Annotated in this window: 14 protein-coding genes; 9 read left to right on the forward strand and 5 right to left on the reverse strand. The window is 61.8% G+C overall.

The genetic code is table 11. The annotated features are described in order from the left end of the window. Nucleotides 1-69: 69 nt before the first annotated feature. From QWE_RS17160 to QWE_RS17170, 3 genes are all read right to left on the reverse strand, one after another. On the reverse strand, nt 70-975 hold the full coding sequence (locus QWE_RS17160) for an RTX toxin (RefSeq protein WP_157790727.1): 906 nt from the start codon (nt 973-975) through the stop codon (nt 70-72). 219 nt (nt 976-1194) lie between these two features. Continuing rightward, entirely contained in the window at nt 1195-2127 is a 933-nt protein-coding gene (locus tag QWE_RS17165; protein WP_006727434.1) for a calcium/sodium antiporter, read from the reverse strand. A gap of 132 nt (nt 2128-2259) precedes the next feature. Continuing rightward, nucleotides 2260-3303 (reverse strand): aldo/keto reductase, encoded by a 1044-nt coding sequence (locus QWE_RS17170; protein WP_006727435.1) that lies wholly within the window; start codon nt 3301-3303, stop codon nt 2260-2262. A gap of 208 nt (nt 3304-3511) precedes the next feature. Here QWE_RS17170 and fabD point away from each other — a divergent pair, with 208 nt between their 5' ends. The 7 genes from fabD (at nt 3512) to gmk (ending at nt 10102) form a co-directional block, all read left to right on the forward strand. Continuing rightward, on the forward strand, nt 3512-4456 hold the full coding sequence (gene fabD, locus QWE_RS17175) for an ACP S-malonyltransferase (protein WP_006727436.1): 945 nt from the start codon (nt 3512-3514) through the stop codon (nt 4454-4456). A 30-nt stretch (nt 4457-4486) separates the two neighbouring features. Then, nucleotides 4487-5224, forward strand: coding sequence for a 3-oxoacyl-[acyl-carrier-protein] reductase (gene fabG, locus QWE_RS17180; protein ID WP_006727437.1), 738 nt, complete (start codon nt 4487-4489; stop codon nt 5222-5224). A gap of 275 nt (nt 5225-5499) precedes the next feature. After that, nucleotides 5500-5736: an acyl carrier protein gene (locus QWE_RS17185; protein ID WP_006727438.1), complete on the forward strand. Its 237-nt coding sequence runs from the start codon at nt 5500-5502 to the stop codon at nt 5734-5736. 131 nt (nt 5737-5867) lie between these two features. Then, nucleotides 5868-7124, forward strand: coding sequence for a beta-ketoacyl-ACP synthase II (gene fabF / locus QWE_RS17190; protein ID WP_006727439.1), 1257 nt, complete (start codon nt 5868-5870; stop codon nt 7122-7124). 189 nt (nt 7125-7313) lie between these two features. Beyond that, on the forward strand, nt 7314-8537 hold the full coding sequence (gene mltG / locus QWE_RS17195) for an endolytic transglycosylase MltG (protein ID WP_040300459.1): 1224 nt from the start codon (nt 7314-7316) through the stop codon (nt 8535-8537). A gap of 23 nt (nt 8538-8560) precedes the next feature. Further along, nucleotides 8561-9451 (forward strand): YicC/YloC family endoribonuclease, encoded by an 891-nt coding sequence (locus tag QWE_RS17200; RefSeq protein ID WP_006727441.1) that lies wholly within the window; start codon nt 8561-8563, stop codon nt 9449-9451. 3 nt (nt 9452-9454) lie between these two features. Next, complete coding sequence (gene gmk, locus QWE_RS17205; protein ID WP_006727442.1) at nt 9455-10102, forward strand: guanylate kinase; 648 nt, start codon at nt 9455-9457, stop codon at nt 10100-10102. A 58-nt stretch (nt 10103-10160) separates the two neighbouring features. On the opposite strand, the gene betC is transcribed toward gmk, so the two are convergent. Both betC and choX read right to left on the reverse strand, forming a co-directional pair. Next, complete coding sequence (gene betC / locus QWE_RS17210; protein WP_006727443.1) at nt 10161-11678, reverse strand: choline-sulfatase; 1518 nt, start codon at nt 11676-11678, stop codon at nt 10161-10163. 11 nt (nt 11679-11689) lie between these two features. Next, nucleotides 11690-12592: a choline ABC transporter substrate-binding protein gene (choX, locus tag QWE_RS17215; protein ID WP_100220944.1), complete on the reverse strand. Its 903-nt coding sequence runs from the start codon at nt 12590-12592 to the stop codon at nt 11690-11692. 154 nt (nt 12593-12746) lie between these two features. Here choX and QWE_RS17220 point away from each other — a divergent pair, with 154 nt between their 5' ends. After that, nucleotides 12747-13664: a LysR family transcriptional regulator gene (locus QWE_RS17220; RefSeq protein WP_006727445.1), complete on the forward strand. Its 918-nt coding sequence runs from the start codon at nt 12747-12749 to the stop codon at nt 13662-13664. Nucleotides 13665-13799: 135 nt separating this feature from the next. Continuing rightward, nucleotides 13800-15989, forward strand: a complete 2190-nt coding sequence (locus QWE_RS24485) for a methyl-accepting chemotaxis protein (protein ID WP_006727446.1) — start codon at nt 13800-13802, stop codon at nt 15987-15989. Nucleotides 15990-15997 lie beyond the last annotated feature (8 nt).

Below are 15997 nucleotides of genomic sequence, written 5' to 3' on the forward strand. Positions count from 1 at the left end.
GTGAACGGCGCGCTTATACGCGTATCCCGGCGAAAAGCAAGTGCCGCGCGGGAATTTCTAACAGTGGCGTCAGCCGATCCTGAGGATCGTGCGCCCCTGATTGAGCGCGAACTGGTAGGTCAGCCCCTTGCCGGATAAGGCCGCCTCATCGACCGTCAGTGTGATCTTGTCATCCGAACCGGCAAATGTCGCGGTGAGCGTGTTGCCCTTGACGGTCACGTTCACATCCTTTTCCTGATAGTCATCGAACCGCAGGGTGAGTGCACCATTGCTGGTGATCGTGTCCACGCCATCGCCACGGGCAAAGCCATATTCAGCGATGGCATTGGCAGATTTCATGTCGGTCCGCTTGATGGTGACCGTGTCGTTTCCAGTGCCGCCGGAGGCAAAGATGCGGGTGCCCTCCAGGATCATGGTGTCATCGCCAGCACCGCCGTCTATGCCAATCAGGGCTTCCCCTGCGATCGTCAGACGGTCATTGCCCTCTCCACCCGTCACCTTCATGACGAGCCGACCGGAGAGTTTCATCTCATCGTCACCCTCGCCCATATCAATATCACTGATATAGCGGGCGCTTGCGGTAAGGCTGTCGTCGCCAGATCCGGTCGACAGGCCAACAATGGCAGCCGCGCGGGCGGAGACCTTGTCGGCGCCAGCACCGGTAGTCACATTGTAGACAGCGGTGGCATCGAAAGTCAGCTTGTCGTCAGCCTCGGTACCCTGCGCTGCCGTGATAAAGCGGAGGCTTTCTTCGACAGAAGCCTGATCGCCGACAGAGGCGTCACGTAGAGCCAGGATCTCTGCGATCCGTGCAAGGGCCTTTTGACCTGCTGTCTCCGTGAATGTTGTATCGTCCCGTCCGGCCACTGACCGTGCAGGTTCGGACAGCGGACGAACCGGTGAAGACGCAGAAAACAGCTGGATCGCATATGCCTGCGCATTCGGATTGCGATAGAAGCTATTGATGACCGTCATATGGAGCATACCTCGTGGCCGCAAATGGGGCCGCTTGCCCTGCGAAGCTAGCATTCGTGCATTGCGAAAAGCTTACATGACCTGATCCGATGCGGAAAATGGCATGGGCAAACGCAGTGAGCAGAGGGTTAACCTCTGCTCACGCTTTTCTGTTGGGCTTGTATGTCTTGGGCGTCGGAAGCAGGCTTTCCGCGCCGGCAATCTGCGTCAGGTCGCGCCTCAGACCTGAACCAGTGCCAGCGTATATCCGACATAGGCGACGAGCATCGCACCAGCCGTCAGTCTGCGGACGCCCAGATGGGCGAGAAGCAGGAACGCGAAGCCGAGCGTGATGCCGAGCATGACGGGGACGTCGAAACTGCCGAATCGCGGATCGACGGAGATCGGCTGTATGACGGAGGTGACGCCCAGAATGAACAGGATGTTGAAGATGTTCGAGCCGACGATGTTGCCGATCATGATGTCGGAGTGCTTGCGCATGGCCGACATGATGCCGGTTGCGAGTTCCGGAAGCGAGGTGCCGACCGCGACCACGGTGAGGCCGATGACCGCTTCGGAGATGCCGAAGTCGCGGGCGAGGTTGGTCGCACCGCGAACCAGCAGTTCCGCGCCGACAAACAGCGTGGCCAGGCCGCCGACGATCAGAAGGGTCATGAAGCCGGTTCCGAGTGTTTCGTGCTTCACATCTTCATTCGCCAGTTCCTCGATCGTACCCTTGCCCTGGATATAGGCGTAGAGGATGTAGCCGATGAGGACCGCGACCATGACCAGACCGGCAAGCCGCCCGATGGCCTCGAACTGCACGAGACCCAGAAGCAGGACCGCCGCGCCGATCATCACATAGGTGTCGCGCTTCACGCCCTTGTCCCAATGGGTGATCGGGAAGATCAACGCGCAGGTGCCGACGATCAGCAGGATGTTTGCCGTATTCGAACCGACCACATTGCCAAGCGCGATGTCCGAGGAGCCGGTCAGCGCGGCGCGGACGGAGACCAGCAGTTCCGGCATCGACGTGCCGAAGCCGACGATGACCAGCGAGACGATCAGCGTCGGTATGGCGAGTTTCTGCGCCACTCCGATGGCGCCGCGAAGGAGCCACTCGGCACCGAAGTAAAGACCGACCAGGCCCCCGGCCACGAACAGATAATCCAAGACAATCCCCCATAAAACATGGCCCGCGGGCCGGCGTTAAACCGCAGTCGCAAATGGTGACGAGCCGCGACATTGTGTAGGCCCGGCTCACTGATTTTTTGCATGCCGGGCGGGGCTGCGAAGTCTGTGTCGTCAGATTGGCATCGGATAGAGACGATGGATCTTGGCGATCTCCTGCATCACCTCATCCGAGAGCGTCAGTTCTGCGGCACCGATATTGGTCTTCAACTGCTCCAGGGTCGTTGCACCAATGATCACGGAGGCCATGAACGGGCGCGTCAGGCAGAAGGCAAGCGCCATGGCGGAGGGGTCGAGGTCATGAGCTTTGGCGAGCTCCACATAGGCGCGCGTTGCCGCTTCCTGATGCGGCACGAGGCGGCCGCCGATGTCGCCGTTGATCGAGCCGCGCGAACCGGCCGGCTTGTTGCCGTCGAGATATTTGCCCGAGAGAATGCCGCCTGCGAGCGGCGAATAGGCAAGCAGACCAACATCTTCGTGATGGGACAGTTCAGCCAGATCGAGATCGTAGTGACGGTAGAGCAGGTTGTACTCGTTCTGGATCGTCGCGACCCGCGGGAGCCCCTTGGCTTCGGCGAGCGTCAGGTATTTCTGTGTGCCCCAGGTGGTCTCGTTGGACAGACCGACGGCCCGAAGCTTGCCGGCCTTCACGCAGTCACCGAGGGCATCCAGGATCTCCGCGATCTCGACAGAGGCCTTTGCCTTGTCCTGCTTGTAGGGATTGTAGTTCCAGGCGCCGCGGAAATGGAAATGCCCGCGGTTTGGCCAGTGGATCTGGTAGAGGTCGACATAGTCGGTCTTCAACCGCTTCAGGCTGGCGTCGAGCGCTTCCTTCACCACGGGGCCGGTGATCGGCTTGCCTTCGCGGATATAGGGGCGGCCCGGGCCGGCAACTTTCGTCGCCAGCACCACCTTGTCGCGATTGCCGGTCTTTTCGAACCAGTCCCCGATCAGCCGCTCGGTATCGGCATAGGTTTCCGCCGAGAGCGGCGTCGTCGGATAGAGCTCGGCCGTGTCGAAGAAGTTGACGCCGTGCTCCAGCGCGTAATCCATCTGCGCATAGGCTTCCTCGCGCGTGTTCTGCGAGCCCCAGGTCATCGTGCCCAGGCAGATTTCGGAAACAAGGATATCGGTTCGGCCGAGCCGGTTCATCTTCATGGGAGAAGCCTCTGATGTGGAGGGATTGCCTTGGGAGGCGGGATGAGTTCGGAAGCAATCTAGTCAGAAATTGATGCATCGCAAGATGGCGATAGCTGTGGAACAGCCTTGTCCTAAGGTCGTTTCGAGGGGCAGCCAAAGGGGTGCAAGACTTGACTCGCAAGGGCCAACTGTGAATTGACAGGAAAAAACCAAGGGAGAAACGCCCATGTCAGTCGCATTCACCTTTCCCGGTCAGGGCAGCCAGGCCGTCGGAATGGGCAAGGACCTTGCCGACAATTTTGCCGAAGCTCGTGCCGTCTTCGAAGAGGTCGACGAAGCGCTCGGCCAGAAGCTGTCCGACATCATGTGGAACGGGCCGGAAGAAACGCTGACGCTGACGGCCAATGCCCAGCCGGCATTGATGGCGGTTTCCATGGCCGTGATCCGCGTACTGGAAGCCAAGGGTCTCGACCTCAAGTCGAAGGTTGCCTACGTCGCCGGCCATTCGCTCGGCGAATATTCCGCGCTCTGCGCTGCCGGCACATTCTCGATTGGCGACACCGCGCGTCTCCTGCGCATTCGTGGCAATGCCATGCAGGCAGCCGTCCCGGTGGGTGAGGGCGCGATGGCTGCGATCATCGGCCTCGAGCATGGCGACGTGCAGGCGATCTGCGCGGATGCCTCTGCCGTCGGCCCGTGCCAGATCGCCAATGACAATGGCGGCGGTCAGCTGGTCATTTCGGGAGCGAAGGCCGCCGTCGAGAAGGCTGCAGCACTCGCCACCGAAAAGGGTGCCAAGCGCGCCATCATGCTGCCGGTTTCTGCGCCTTTCCATTCCGCCTTGATGGGCCCCGCGGCAGACGCCATGCGCGAAGCGCTTGCCAAGGTCGAGAAAAAAGACCCCATCGTGGCGCTCATCGCCAATGTGCGTGCGGCCCCTGTCACGTCGGCGTCCGAAATCGCCGATCTGCTCGTCGAGCAGGTGACCGGTCAGGTCCGCTGGCGCGAGACGGTCGAGTGGTTCGGCGCCAATGGCGTGACCACGCTTTATGAAGTGGGTGCCGGCAAGGTCCTGACTGGGCTTGCCCGTCGCATCGACAAGAACATCAACGGTGTGGCCGTCAACGGCCCGGCCGACATTGACGCTGCGATCGCCGCCCTGAATGGCTGATCGCCCCAACGAACAACAAGGAACCCGACCATGTTCGATCTGACCGGCCGCAAGGCCCTCGTGACTGGCGCCACCGGTGGCATCGGCGAAGAAATTGCCCGCCAGCTGCATGCCCAGGGCGCGATCGTCGGCCTGCACGGCACACGCGTCGAAAAGCTGGAAGCACTGGCCGCCGATCTCGGCGATCGCGTCAAGATCTTCCCGGCCAACTTGTCCGACCGTGACGAAGTCAAGGCGCTCGGCGAAAAGGCCGAAGCCGAACTCGAAGGCGTCGACATCCTGGTCAACAATGCCGGCATCACCAAGGACGGCCTGTTCGTCCGCATGTCGGATGCCGACTGGGATGCGGTTCTCGAAGTCAACCTGACCGCCGTCTTCCGCCTGACGCGCGAGCTGACCCATCCGATGATGCGCCGCCGCTTTGGCCGGATCATCAACATCACCTCCGTCGTCGGCGTCACCGGCAATCCCGGCCAGGCCAACTACTGCGCCTCCAAGGCTGGCATGATCGGCTTCACCAAGTCGCTCGGTCAGGAGATCGCCACCCGCAACGTGACGGTCAACTGTGTTGCCCCGGGCTTCATCGAAAGCGCCATGACCGGCAAGCTGAACGACAAGCAGAAGGAAGCGATCATGGGTGCCATCCCCATGAAGCGCATGGGCACGGGCGCCGAAGTCGCCTCCGCCGTCGTCTACCTCGCCTCCAACGAGGCCTCTTACATGACCGGGCAGACGCTGCACGTGAATGGCGGCATGGCGATGATCTGATCTCATTGCCGGAAACAGCCCCTGCGCAATAGGATGTTGAGCAAGGCAAGGGGGCGAATTTCTGGCTTTGCGGCGCGCTTAAACCGTGTTAAGCGGGCCATGACTGTGAGCAGTCGCTCCGTCTCATGAGCCGAAGTTTATGCTTTTGTTTGCATAAACCGCTCTGGGTCAGGGCCGAACAGGTTTGCTGGTGGGACGAAAGCGTCACTGGCTGAATGCAGGGTAGGGATGCCATTAAGGCTCCCTCTGAATTTTAGAAGGTCGAGGATACCGACATGAGCGATATCGCAGAACGCGTGAAGAAAATTGTAGTTGATCATCTCGGCGTTGACGCTGAAAAGGTCGTCGAAGGCGCGAGCTTCATCGACGATCTGGGCGCTGACTCGCTCGACACCGTCGAACTCGTCATGGCCTTCGAAGAAGAATTCGGCGTCGAGATCCCGGACGATGCAGCTGACTCGATCCTGACGGTCGGCGACGCCGTCAAGTTCATCGAGAAGGCCCAGGCCTGATCGATCAAACTGCTGCGGAAGGCGGGCGCGAGCCCGTCCTGTCCGCTTGGGCCCGCGATGAGCGGGCCTTGTTGTATCTGGACCTTTGTTTACAATGACTTCGGTCAAATAAATTGGGTGGGCTTCGCACGATGAGACGTGTCGTCATCACCGGTACCGGCATGGTATCGCCTCTTGGATGTGGAACGGAACTGACCTGGCAGCGGCTACTGGCCGGCCAGAGCGGTGCCCGCCTGGTCACGGAATTCGAGGTCGATGACCTGCCGGCCAAGATCGCTTGCCGCATCCCGACCGAAGGTGAGGGCGCCTGGAATCCGGATGACTGGATGGAGCCGAAGGACCAGCGCAAGGTCGATGCTTTCATCATTTACGCCCTTGCTGCAGCCGACATGGCGTTGAAGGATGCCGGCTGGGAACCAAAGAATTACGAAGAAGAGTGTGCCACGGGCGTCCTGATTGGCTCCGGCATCGGCGGCCTCGAAGGCATCGTTGAAGCGGGTCACATCCTGCGCGACAAGGGCCCGCGTCGCCTCTCGCCCTTCTTCATCCCGGGCCGCCTGATCAACCTCGCCTCCGGCCAGGTTTCGATCCGCCACAAGCTGCGTGGCCCCAACCATTCGGTTGTCACGGCCTGCTCGACCGGCGCCCATGCGATCGGCGATGCCGCTCGTCTGGTCGCGCTCGGCGATGCCGATGTCATGGTAGCCGGCGGTACCGAATCGCCGATCAGCCGCATCTCGCTCGCCGGCTTTGCCGCCTGCAAGGCGCTGTCGACCGCCCGCAATGATGACCCAACCGCCGCCTCGCGTCCCTACGACAAGGATCGTGACGGCTTCGTCATGGGCGAGGGCGCCGGCATCGTCATCCTGGAAGAGCTGGAACACGCCAAGGCTCGCGGCGCCAAGATCTATGCCGAAGTCGTCGGCTATGGTCTGTCCGGCGACGCCTTCCACATCACGGCTCCCTCCGAGGATGGCGATGGTGCGTTCCGTTGCATGACCATGGCGCTGAAGCGTGCCGGACTTACGCCGGCCGATGTCGACTACATCAACGCCCATGGCACATCGACCATGGCCGACACGATCGAGCTGGGTGCCGTCGAGCGCCTGCTTGGCGATCATGCCGAAAACGTCTCGATGTCGTCGACCAAGTCGGCCATCGGTCACCTGCTCGGTGCGGCCGGTGCGGTGGAAGCGATCTTCTCGACGCTGGCGATCCGCGACAACATCGCGCCGCCGACCCTCAACCTCGACACTCCCGATGTCGAGACCAAGATCGATCTCGTGCCGCACAAGGCGAGAAAGCGCGAAATCAATGTCGCCCTGTCGAATTCCTTCGGCTTCGGCGGGACCAATGCCTCGCTGGTGCTGAAGCGCTACGAGGCCTGATCGCATGGGGGCGGCCGGTCGCTGATCGGCCGCCGGCGATTGCACTGGATGACGGCCGGGCGCTCTTGCCCGCCACCACTTTTAGCGGGTAGAAATCATGCCAACGCCCGGCGCGCCTGCGCCGGACGATGACCCGGATTTTTGCCGCATTGCTGGATGAAACAGCCGCGAGTGCGAAACAAAGAAGGATTGCCGGTGACCGACAACAGCCAGAACGGCGGTAGCCAGAACAACGGTGTCTCCTTCGGCCGCGATGCCGATACCCAGCCGGGCAAGGGACCCTTCATTCCGAAGTCGCCGAACGAGGCCCTGCGCCCCGAGCGCGTGCCGCAGCCTCCGCGCCGTTCGCGCAAGGCGCGCAGCCAGCTGGTGATCTTCCTGAACTTCCTGATGACCATGGTGGTCTTCGTCAGCGTGGTGGCCGTTGCCGGCTTCTTCTATGTGATGGACAGCTACCAGAAGCCCGGTCCGCTTGTCGCCAACACCAATTTCGTCGTACGCAGCGGTGCTGGCCTGGCCGAGATCGCCAACAATCTGGAACGGAACGGCATCGTTTCTGACGCCCGCATTTATCGCTATGTCACAACGACCTATCTCACCGACGGCCAGACGCTGAAGGCCGGCGAATACGAGATCAAGGCCGGCTCCTCGATGAAGGACATCACGGCGCTTCTCGAATCCGGCAAGTCCATCCTCTATTCCGTGTCCTTCCCGGAAGGCCTGACCGTCAAGCAGATGTTCCAGCGACTTGCGGCCGACACGGTCCTCGAAGGTGATCTGCCGACCGAACTGCCGCCGGAAGGCAGCCTGCGTCCGGACACCTATAAGTTCACCCGCGGCACCAACCGCGCCGAGATCGTTGCCCAGATGCGGGCCGCTCAGGAACGCCTGATCGACCAGATCTGGGAAAAGCGCGATCCGGACCTGCCGGTCGAGACGAAGGAAGAATTCGTCACGCTGGCCTCGATCGTTGAGAAGGAAACCGGCAAGGACGACGAGCGCGCCCATGTCGCCTCGGTATTCATCAACCGCCTGAACAAGGGCATGCGCCTGCAGTCGGACCCGACGATCATCTATGGCCTGTTCGGTGGTGACGGCAAACCAGCGGATCGTCCGATCTTCCAGTCCGACATCCGCAAGGAAACGCCTTACAATACCTATGTGATCAGGGGGCTGCCGCCCGGCCCGATCGCCAATCCGGGCCGTGCCGCTCTCGAAGCGGTCGCCCATCCGTGGAAGACGGATGACCTGTACTTCGTCGCCGACGGGACCGGTGGTCACGCCTTTGCCAAGACGCTCGACGAGCACAATGCCAATGTGCGTCGCTGGCGCAAGATCGAGGCCGAACGCGCCCAGACGCCGCCGGCAACTCTCGATGTCGAGCCGGAAGTCGATCCGTCGGCCAACAACTGAGACCGACGTTAAGGGGCGGGGACATGACACTGCAATCCATGACGGGCTTCGCCCGGGTCGAGGGCTCGTCCGGCCGGTACCGCTGGGCCTGGGAACTGCGTTCGGTGAACGGCAAGGGGCTCGATTTGCGCACCCGCCTGCCGCAGGGCCACGAAGCGCTGGAAACGGATATCCGTCGTCTGGCCGGCGAGCGGCTGATGCGCGGCAATCTGCAGATTGGCCTTAACGTGATGGTCAGCGAGAACCGCGTCGAGGCGGTGTTGAACCACGATGCACTGGCGGCGGTGCTGGCGCTCAGAAACGAACTCGGCCCCGATATCCTGGACCCGGCCCCGATCAGGCTCGATACGCTATTGTCGATCCGGGGGCTCGTCGATATGCGCGAGGCGACCGACGACCCCGAAGCGATCGCCGCGCGTGACGCGGACATTCTCGCCGGGCTCGAACGCGCCATCTCCGCGCTGGTCGACATGCGGACAACCGAGGGCGCGGCGCTGCGCCGGATCCTCGAAGAACAGATTACCAGGATCGAAGAGCTTGCGCTGCAGATCGAGGCCGATCCGTCCCGCTCCCCGGAAGAGATCGCGCGCCGCCTCGAAGCCCAGCTTGCAAGCCTGATGGACGGGACGAGCGGCCTCGACCGCGACCGCCTGCATCAGGAAATCGCCCTGATCGCGACCAAAGCGGATCTGCGCGAGGAAATCGATCGTCTGAAGGCCCATGTGACGGCCGCCCGCGAACTCTTGTCCGTGGGTGGTCCCGTCGGCCGCAAACTCGATTTCCTGGCGCAGGAATTTAACAGAGAATCAAATACTATCTGTTCCAAATCCAATGCCGTCGCAGTCACTGCCGCCGGCATCGAATTGAAGGTCGTCATCGACCAGTTCCGCGAACAGGTTCAGAATCTGGAGTAGTCCATGGCCGCTGCCGCCCCCACTTCCGTCAAGATCGCAAGGCGCGGCCTGATGCTCGTCATCTCCTCGCCCTCGGGCGCCGGCAAGTCGACGATCGCGCGCACCCTGATGGATCGCGACCAGCAGATCAGCCTCTCGGTCAGCGTCACCACCCGCCAGCGTCGCCAGAGCGAGATCGAGGGCGTGCATTACCACTTCGTCTCGCAGCGCGAATTCGAGCGCCTGCGCGACAGCGACAGTCTGCTTGAGTGGGCCCAGGTTCATGGCAATTACTACGGCACGCCGCGCGAAGCCGTGGAGACGGCCATGGGCGAGGGTCGCGACATGCTGTTCGACATCGATTGGCAAGGCGCCCAGCAGCTGCAGGAAAAGATGTCGGCCGATGTCGTCTCGATCTTCATCCTGCCGCCGACCATGGCCGAACTGCAGTCGCGCCTGCATCGTCGCGCTGAAGATACCGAAGAGGTCATCCAGACCCGCCTCAACAATTCCCGCGCCGAGATCAAGCACTGGCGCGAATATGACTATGTCATCGTCAACGACGACCTGAATTCGGCCTTCGATGCCGTGCAGTCGATCGTCAAGGCCGAGCGCCTTCGCCGCGACCGCCGTCACGGCCTCTTCGACTTCGTTGAAGGCCTGATCGCCTGAGATTGTCTCTCATCATTAAAAAAGGGCGGCCTGATATCTCGGCCGCCCTTTTCAGTTTTCATTCGCCTCGTGGGAAGCGCTGACTTTCCTCGAGGATGTTGAGGTCCATATGGTTGCGCATGTAGCGCTCAGAGGCCTTCTGCAGCGGTTGGTAGTCCCAGGGGAAATAGGCGCCGTTGCGCAGTGCCGTATAGACGATGTGGCGCCGCGCCTGGCTTTCCCGCACGGCGGCATCGAAGCGTGACAAGTCCCAACGCTTTGCTGCTTCCTCGCACAACGCGTTGAACACGTCAGCCGCCGTCGGATCGTCCACGAGGTTGGTCATCTCGTAGGGGTCGGCTTCGAGATCGGTCAGGATCGGTGGATCCGCCGCGCAGAGCGTCAGCTTGTAACGTTCGTTGCGAAGCCCGACCATGGGGCTCACCGTGCCTTCGGCGGCATATTCCATAGGCACGATGCCACGGCCACCAGTCCCGGTCGCAAGCGGCATCAGGTCCTCGCCATCGGTCCAGTCGGAAATCGTCGAAATGTCGATGCCGGCGAGACCGGCAAGCGTTGGCGTCACATCGAGCGTCGAGACCGGCGTCGTCACCAACCGTCCCTCGATCCCCGGGGCCGCTATCATCATCGGCACCCGGGCCGAGCCCTCGAAGAAGTTCATCTTGAACCAGAGGCCTCGCTCGCCAAGCATGTCGCCATGGTCGGAGACGAAGAGAATGATCGTATTCTCGGCCATCCGGGTGCGCTCGAGTACGTCGAGGATCTCACCGATCTTGTCGTCGACATAGGAGATATTGGCGAAGTAGCCCTGACGGGCCCGCGCGACGTTCTCGTCGGTAATGTCGAAGGCGAGGTGATCGCAGGCATCCATGAGGCGGCGCGAATGCGGATCCTGCTCCTCGTAGGGGATGGCCGGAACGCTTGGCTGAAGCGCCTCGCAACCTTCATAGAGATCCCAGTATTTCCGCCGCGCCACATAGGGGTCGTGCGGATGGGTGAAGCTGACGGTGAGGCACCAGGGCCGCTCGTCATGGCCGCGCGACAGGTCGTAGAGACGCCGAGTGGCGTTGTAGGCCACCTCGTCATCATACTCCATCTGGTTGGTGATCTCGGCGACCCCGGCACCCGTGACGGAGCCCAGATTGTGATACCACCAGTCGATCCGCTCGCCCGGCTTACGATAGTCGGGGGTCCAGCCGAAATCGGCGGGATAGATGTCGGTCGTCAGCCGCTCCTCGAAACCGTGCAACTGGTCCGGACCGACGAAATGCATCTTGCCGGAAAGGCTCGTTTGGTACCCAGCAGCCCTCAAGTGATGCGCATAGGTCGGAATGTCGGAGGCGAATTCGGCGGCGTTGTCGTAGACGCGCGTGCGGCTCGGCAATTGCCCGGACATGAAGGACGCCCGAGCCGGGGCGCAGAGCGGGCTTGCCGTGTAGGTGTTGGCGAAGCGCACGGAACGCTTCGCCAGAGACTTGAGATGCGGGGCATGCAGGAAGTCGGCGGGACCGTCAGGAAAGAAGGTCCCGTTGAACTGATCCACCATCAGGATCAGGATATTGGGGCGCGATGTCACGGGATGCGACCTCAAAGACCGAGAGCCGATTTGACCGCAGCGTCACCCGGCTGGCCGTCCAAGGTCGTTACACCCTTGAGCCAGGCATCCATGACAGCAGGGTTGGCCTTCAGCCATTCCGTCGCGGCTTCCTTCGAATCCTTGCCGCCAAGGATCTCGCCCATCAAGACGTTTTCCATGGAAACGTCGAAGGTCATCTGCTTGAAGAGGGTCGCGGCATTCGGGCAGTTGCCGCTCCAGCCGGTGCGGGCCAGCGTATAGACTTCGGCACCGCCGTAATTGGCGCCAAAATAGGCGTCGCCGCCCGAAAGATAGGTGAGGTCGAAGCGTTCGTTCATCGGATGCGGCGCCCAGGCGAGGAAGACCACGCCCTTGCCTTCCTTCGTGGCTCGCTCGACCTGTGCCAGCATCGCCTGTTCCCCGGATTCTACCAGTTCCCAGCCCTTCAGCCCGAACTCGCCAGCATCGATCATCTTCTGGATGTTTGCATTGGCCGGTGCACCAGGCTCGATGCCGTAGATCTTGCTTTCGAACTCGTCGGGGTTCTTACCGAGATCGGCGAAATCCTTGACGCCCTTCTCTGCCACTGCGGTCGGCACCGCGAGGGTGAACTTTGCCCCTTCCAGGTTCTTGGCCAGAACCTCGATCGCCTGGGAAGAGTTCAGGTCGTCGATGAACGCCTGCTGAGCGGGCATCCAGTTGCCGAGAAACACATCGATCTCGCCGTTCTTCATCGACTGATAGCCGATCGGCACGGAAAGCGTTTTCACGTCCGGCTCATAGCCGAGCGCCTCGAGAACGACTGCGGCGACACCATTGGTCGCCGTGATGTCGGTCCAGCCCGGATCGGACAGCCGGACGACCTTGCAGCTTTCGGCATCCGCAGCGGCCGCCGTGGTGGTGATGAGCAGCATTGCCAGAGTGGCCAGCCCGCCAAGGCGGGTGCCGGACGTGAGTGTCTTGCGCATGATGGTTCCCTCTTGTTGTGATATTGGTTACCCTTATTCAAGAGGTGCGCCATTCACCTGTGAAGCGGGAGAATTTTGATGTTTCACATAGAAAAAATTTATGTCTGAAGCGCTGATCGATCTCGCCTGGATGCGTCTGCTGGTCGAGATCGACCGGAAAGGCTCCCTGTCGGCCGCAGCCGAAGCGCTCGGCCTGACACAGCCGGCCGTGAGTTATCAAATCCGGCTTCTGGAGCAGCGATTTGGTCAGCCTGTGCTGCATCGTCTGCACAGGGGCGTCAGGTTCACCGATGAAGGGCGGCGGCTGCTGGCAATTGCGGAGCGCACGGTGTCCGAGGTCGATGCCCTGCAACGCAGCGTGCGTGCTGCGCGCAGAAGACCCACGGTGCGGCTCGCCACGGATTACGCCTTCTCCAGCCTTTGGCTCATTCCGCGCATGCATGCCTTTCGGCAAAGCCATCCGGAAATCGATTTGCAGATCGTCGCGACCCAGCGGCTCGGGCACCACTGGCGCGAGGATGCGGATCTCGCCGTTGCCTTCGGGGCGGGCAGCGAGTTTGGTGCCGATGCCCGATTGCTGATGCCCGAACGGGTGGTGCCCGTCTGCACGCCCACCCAAGCACGCAGCCTCGCTGACGGGCCCGGCCTGCCGATCCGGCAACGCCCTTTGATCCACCTCGAAGCCGAGCAGGTCTCTCCCTGGCTCGACTGGCCTGCCTACCTGTCGCGCTTGCAACTGGGCGAAAGCCTGCAGGACAGTCCGGGCGATCTCCGCTTCAACACCTATGCTCTCGTGGTTCAGGCTGCCATGGCCGGGCAGGGTGTTGCGCTCGGCTGGCTGGGCATCGTGGATCACCTGCTCGACGCCAACCTGCTGGTCATGGCCGGTGACATGGTCTCCGTTGAGGGACGTGGTTACTGGCTCGTACCGGGCAGCGACAGCGAGGCCGTGACTTTGCTCGCCGCATGGTTGGTCGAAGAGGCTGGTGGTACAGTTGCCGGGCGGATCCCGAACTGAAAGACCAAAGAAATCGCGTCATCGCTCAATTTCCCAATTCAACCATGACTAATGTTTAACCATTGCATTGCATCATCGCCCTGACGCTATGGTTGCGGAACCTTAGCAAAGTCTCATGCATTGCTGGGGATCGAGATGCGACTGACAGATGTTTCAGTGACTTGGCGCCTCGCGGTGGCGCTTGCCATACCGCTCGTGGCTCTGGCCGGTCTGGCCTATGTCGAAATCAATACGACGTTAACTGCTTATCAGCACGCTCGCCATCTGAACATCGTCAGCGCCGATCTCGGCGTGATCGGTGATCTCGTGCATGCGCTCCAGGGGGAGCGCGCCGAAGCCGTGGGCCTGCTCGCCTCCAAGGGACGCGAGCACAGTGCTGAACTCGAGGCAGCTCGAACCGGCGGTGCGCCCGCGCTCGACAGGATGGATCAGGTTCTCGCTGACATGAAGGCCGAGGGCGATCCGACGCTGATGCGCCACGAACAGGAGCTCGAGGCCGTGCTGGCGAAGCTTCCACAGATCCGGGCCTCGACAGACAATCTGGCCTTGGAGCCCACGGAGGTCTTCGTCTACTACACCGATCTCGTCCACCGGCTGATGAATGTCTCGCGCGAGTTCTCGCTCGCTGTCGGCGCCAGGGGCGTGGTCGGCAAGATGATGGCCTACAGTCTTCTGATGAATGCCAAGGAAGTCGCAGGCCAGGAGCGCAATCTGGGTCACGCCTTCATCTCGGAAGGCAAGTTCGACGAGGCGCATTATCTCGATTTCGTCGGCATGTTCGGCTCGCAGAAGTCGCTGATCGATCAGTATCTCGAACTGCTGCCGGACGAGGATCGGGAGCACTATCGCGAATCGCTGCACACACCGGATGCGGACGCGGTCGAAGATATCCGCTCGAAGATGATGGTGGGCGGCCTGTCCGCTGACCTCTCTGCGATCGACAGCGGCGAGTGGCTGGAGCGCTCGGCGCGCCGCATCGAGCGCCTGAAGGAACTCGAAAACGAGACGCTGGCGACCATTGTCGTGGATGCACAAGGGATGGCAGATGAAGAATACCATCACCTTCTGCGCGTGGCCGGTATCACGAGCACTGTGCTCACCTTTGCCTGCTTCTTCGCCGTTTCACTGTCCCTAACCGTCGTGCGCCCGCTGCGGCGCCTGACGAAGACGATGAATGATCTGGCGGCCGGCAATGTCGAAGTCGACCTGATCCGTTCCGAGAGCAAGGACGAGATCGGCCAGATGGGGCGCGCCGTCACCGAGTATATCGCGCTTGCCAAGGCCCGCATGGTCAAGGAGCGCGAAGAGCAGGAGGCAGCCGAACGGATCAAGCGCGCGGCCGAGCTTGAAGCCGAACGCGAACGGGCCGAGCGTGCCGCGGAGATCGCTTATGCGGTTGAACAGCTCGCCAGTGGCCTGGATGCGCTGTCATCGGGTGAAATCGGCTATCGTCTCTCCAAACCCTTTGCCCCCTCCCTCGATCCGCTGCGCGTGAGCTTCAACGGCTCAATGGAGCGGCTGTGCGGCGTGATGTCGACCATCCGAGAGAGTACCGGACAGTTGCATGGCGGCTCGCAGGAACTGCAACTGGCAGCCGACGATCTTGCCCGCCGTACCGAACGCCAGGCCGCGGCTCTGGAGGAGGCGGCAGCCTCTATCACGCAGATCACCACGACCATGACGAGCTCGGCGCAGCGTGCGGAAGAGGCGGGCCTCCTGGTGCGCGAAGCAAGCGTGACCGCCCAGAAATCCGGTGCCGTCGTATCGGATACGGTCAAGGCGATGCAGCATATCGAACAGTCCTCCGGGCAGATCAGCCAGATCATCTCGGTCATCGATGAAATCGCCTTCCAGACCAACCTGCTGGCACTGAATGCCGGTGTCGAGGCCGCCCGGGCAGGGGAGGCCGGCAAGGGCTTCGCCGTCGTCGCCCAGGAAGTCCGCGAACTTGCTCAGCGGTCTGCCAACGCCGCCCGCGAGATCAAGGCGCTGATCAATCGCTCCGCTCAGGAGGTAGAGGCCGGGGTCCGGCTGGTCAACGAAACCGGCGACACGCTGAAGGGCATCGAAGATCACGTGATGAAGATCAATGAACGCGTCACGGCCATCGTTTCAGCCGCGAAGGAGCAGTCGGCTGCCCTTAACGAGATCAGCCAGGCCGTCAGCCAGATGGATCAGGTGACCCAGCAGAATGCGGCGATGGTCGAGGAAGCGAGTGCAGCGACGTCGAGCGTTGCAACCGAGGCCGACAGGCTCAACGGTCAGATCGCCATGTTCAAACTGCCCGGCAACGAGAACCGTCAGCGCGGCCGCGAGGCCGCCTGACAAAGAGC

The sequence above is a fragment of the Agrobacterium albertimagni AOL15 genome (assembly GCF_000300855.1).
Lineage (GTDB): Bacteria > Pseudomonadota > Alphaproteobacteria > Rhizobiales > Rhizobiaceae > Allorhizobium > Allorhizobium albertimagni.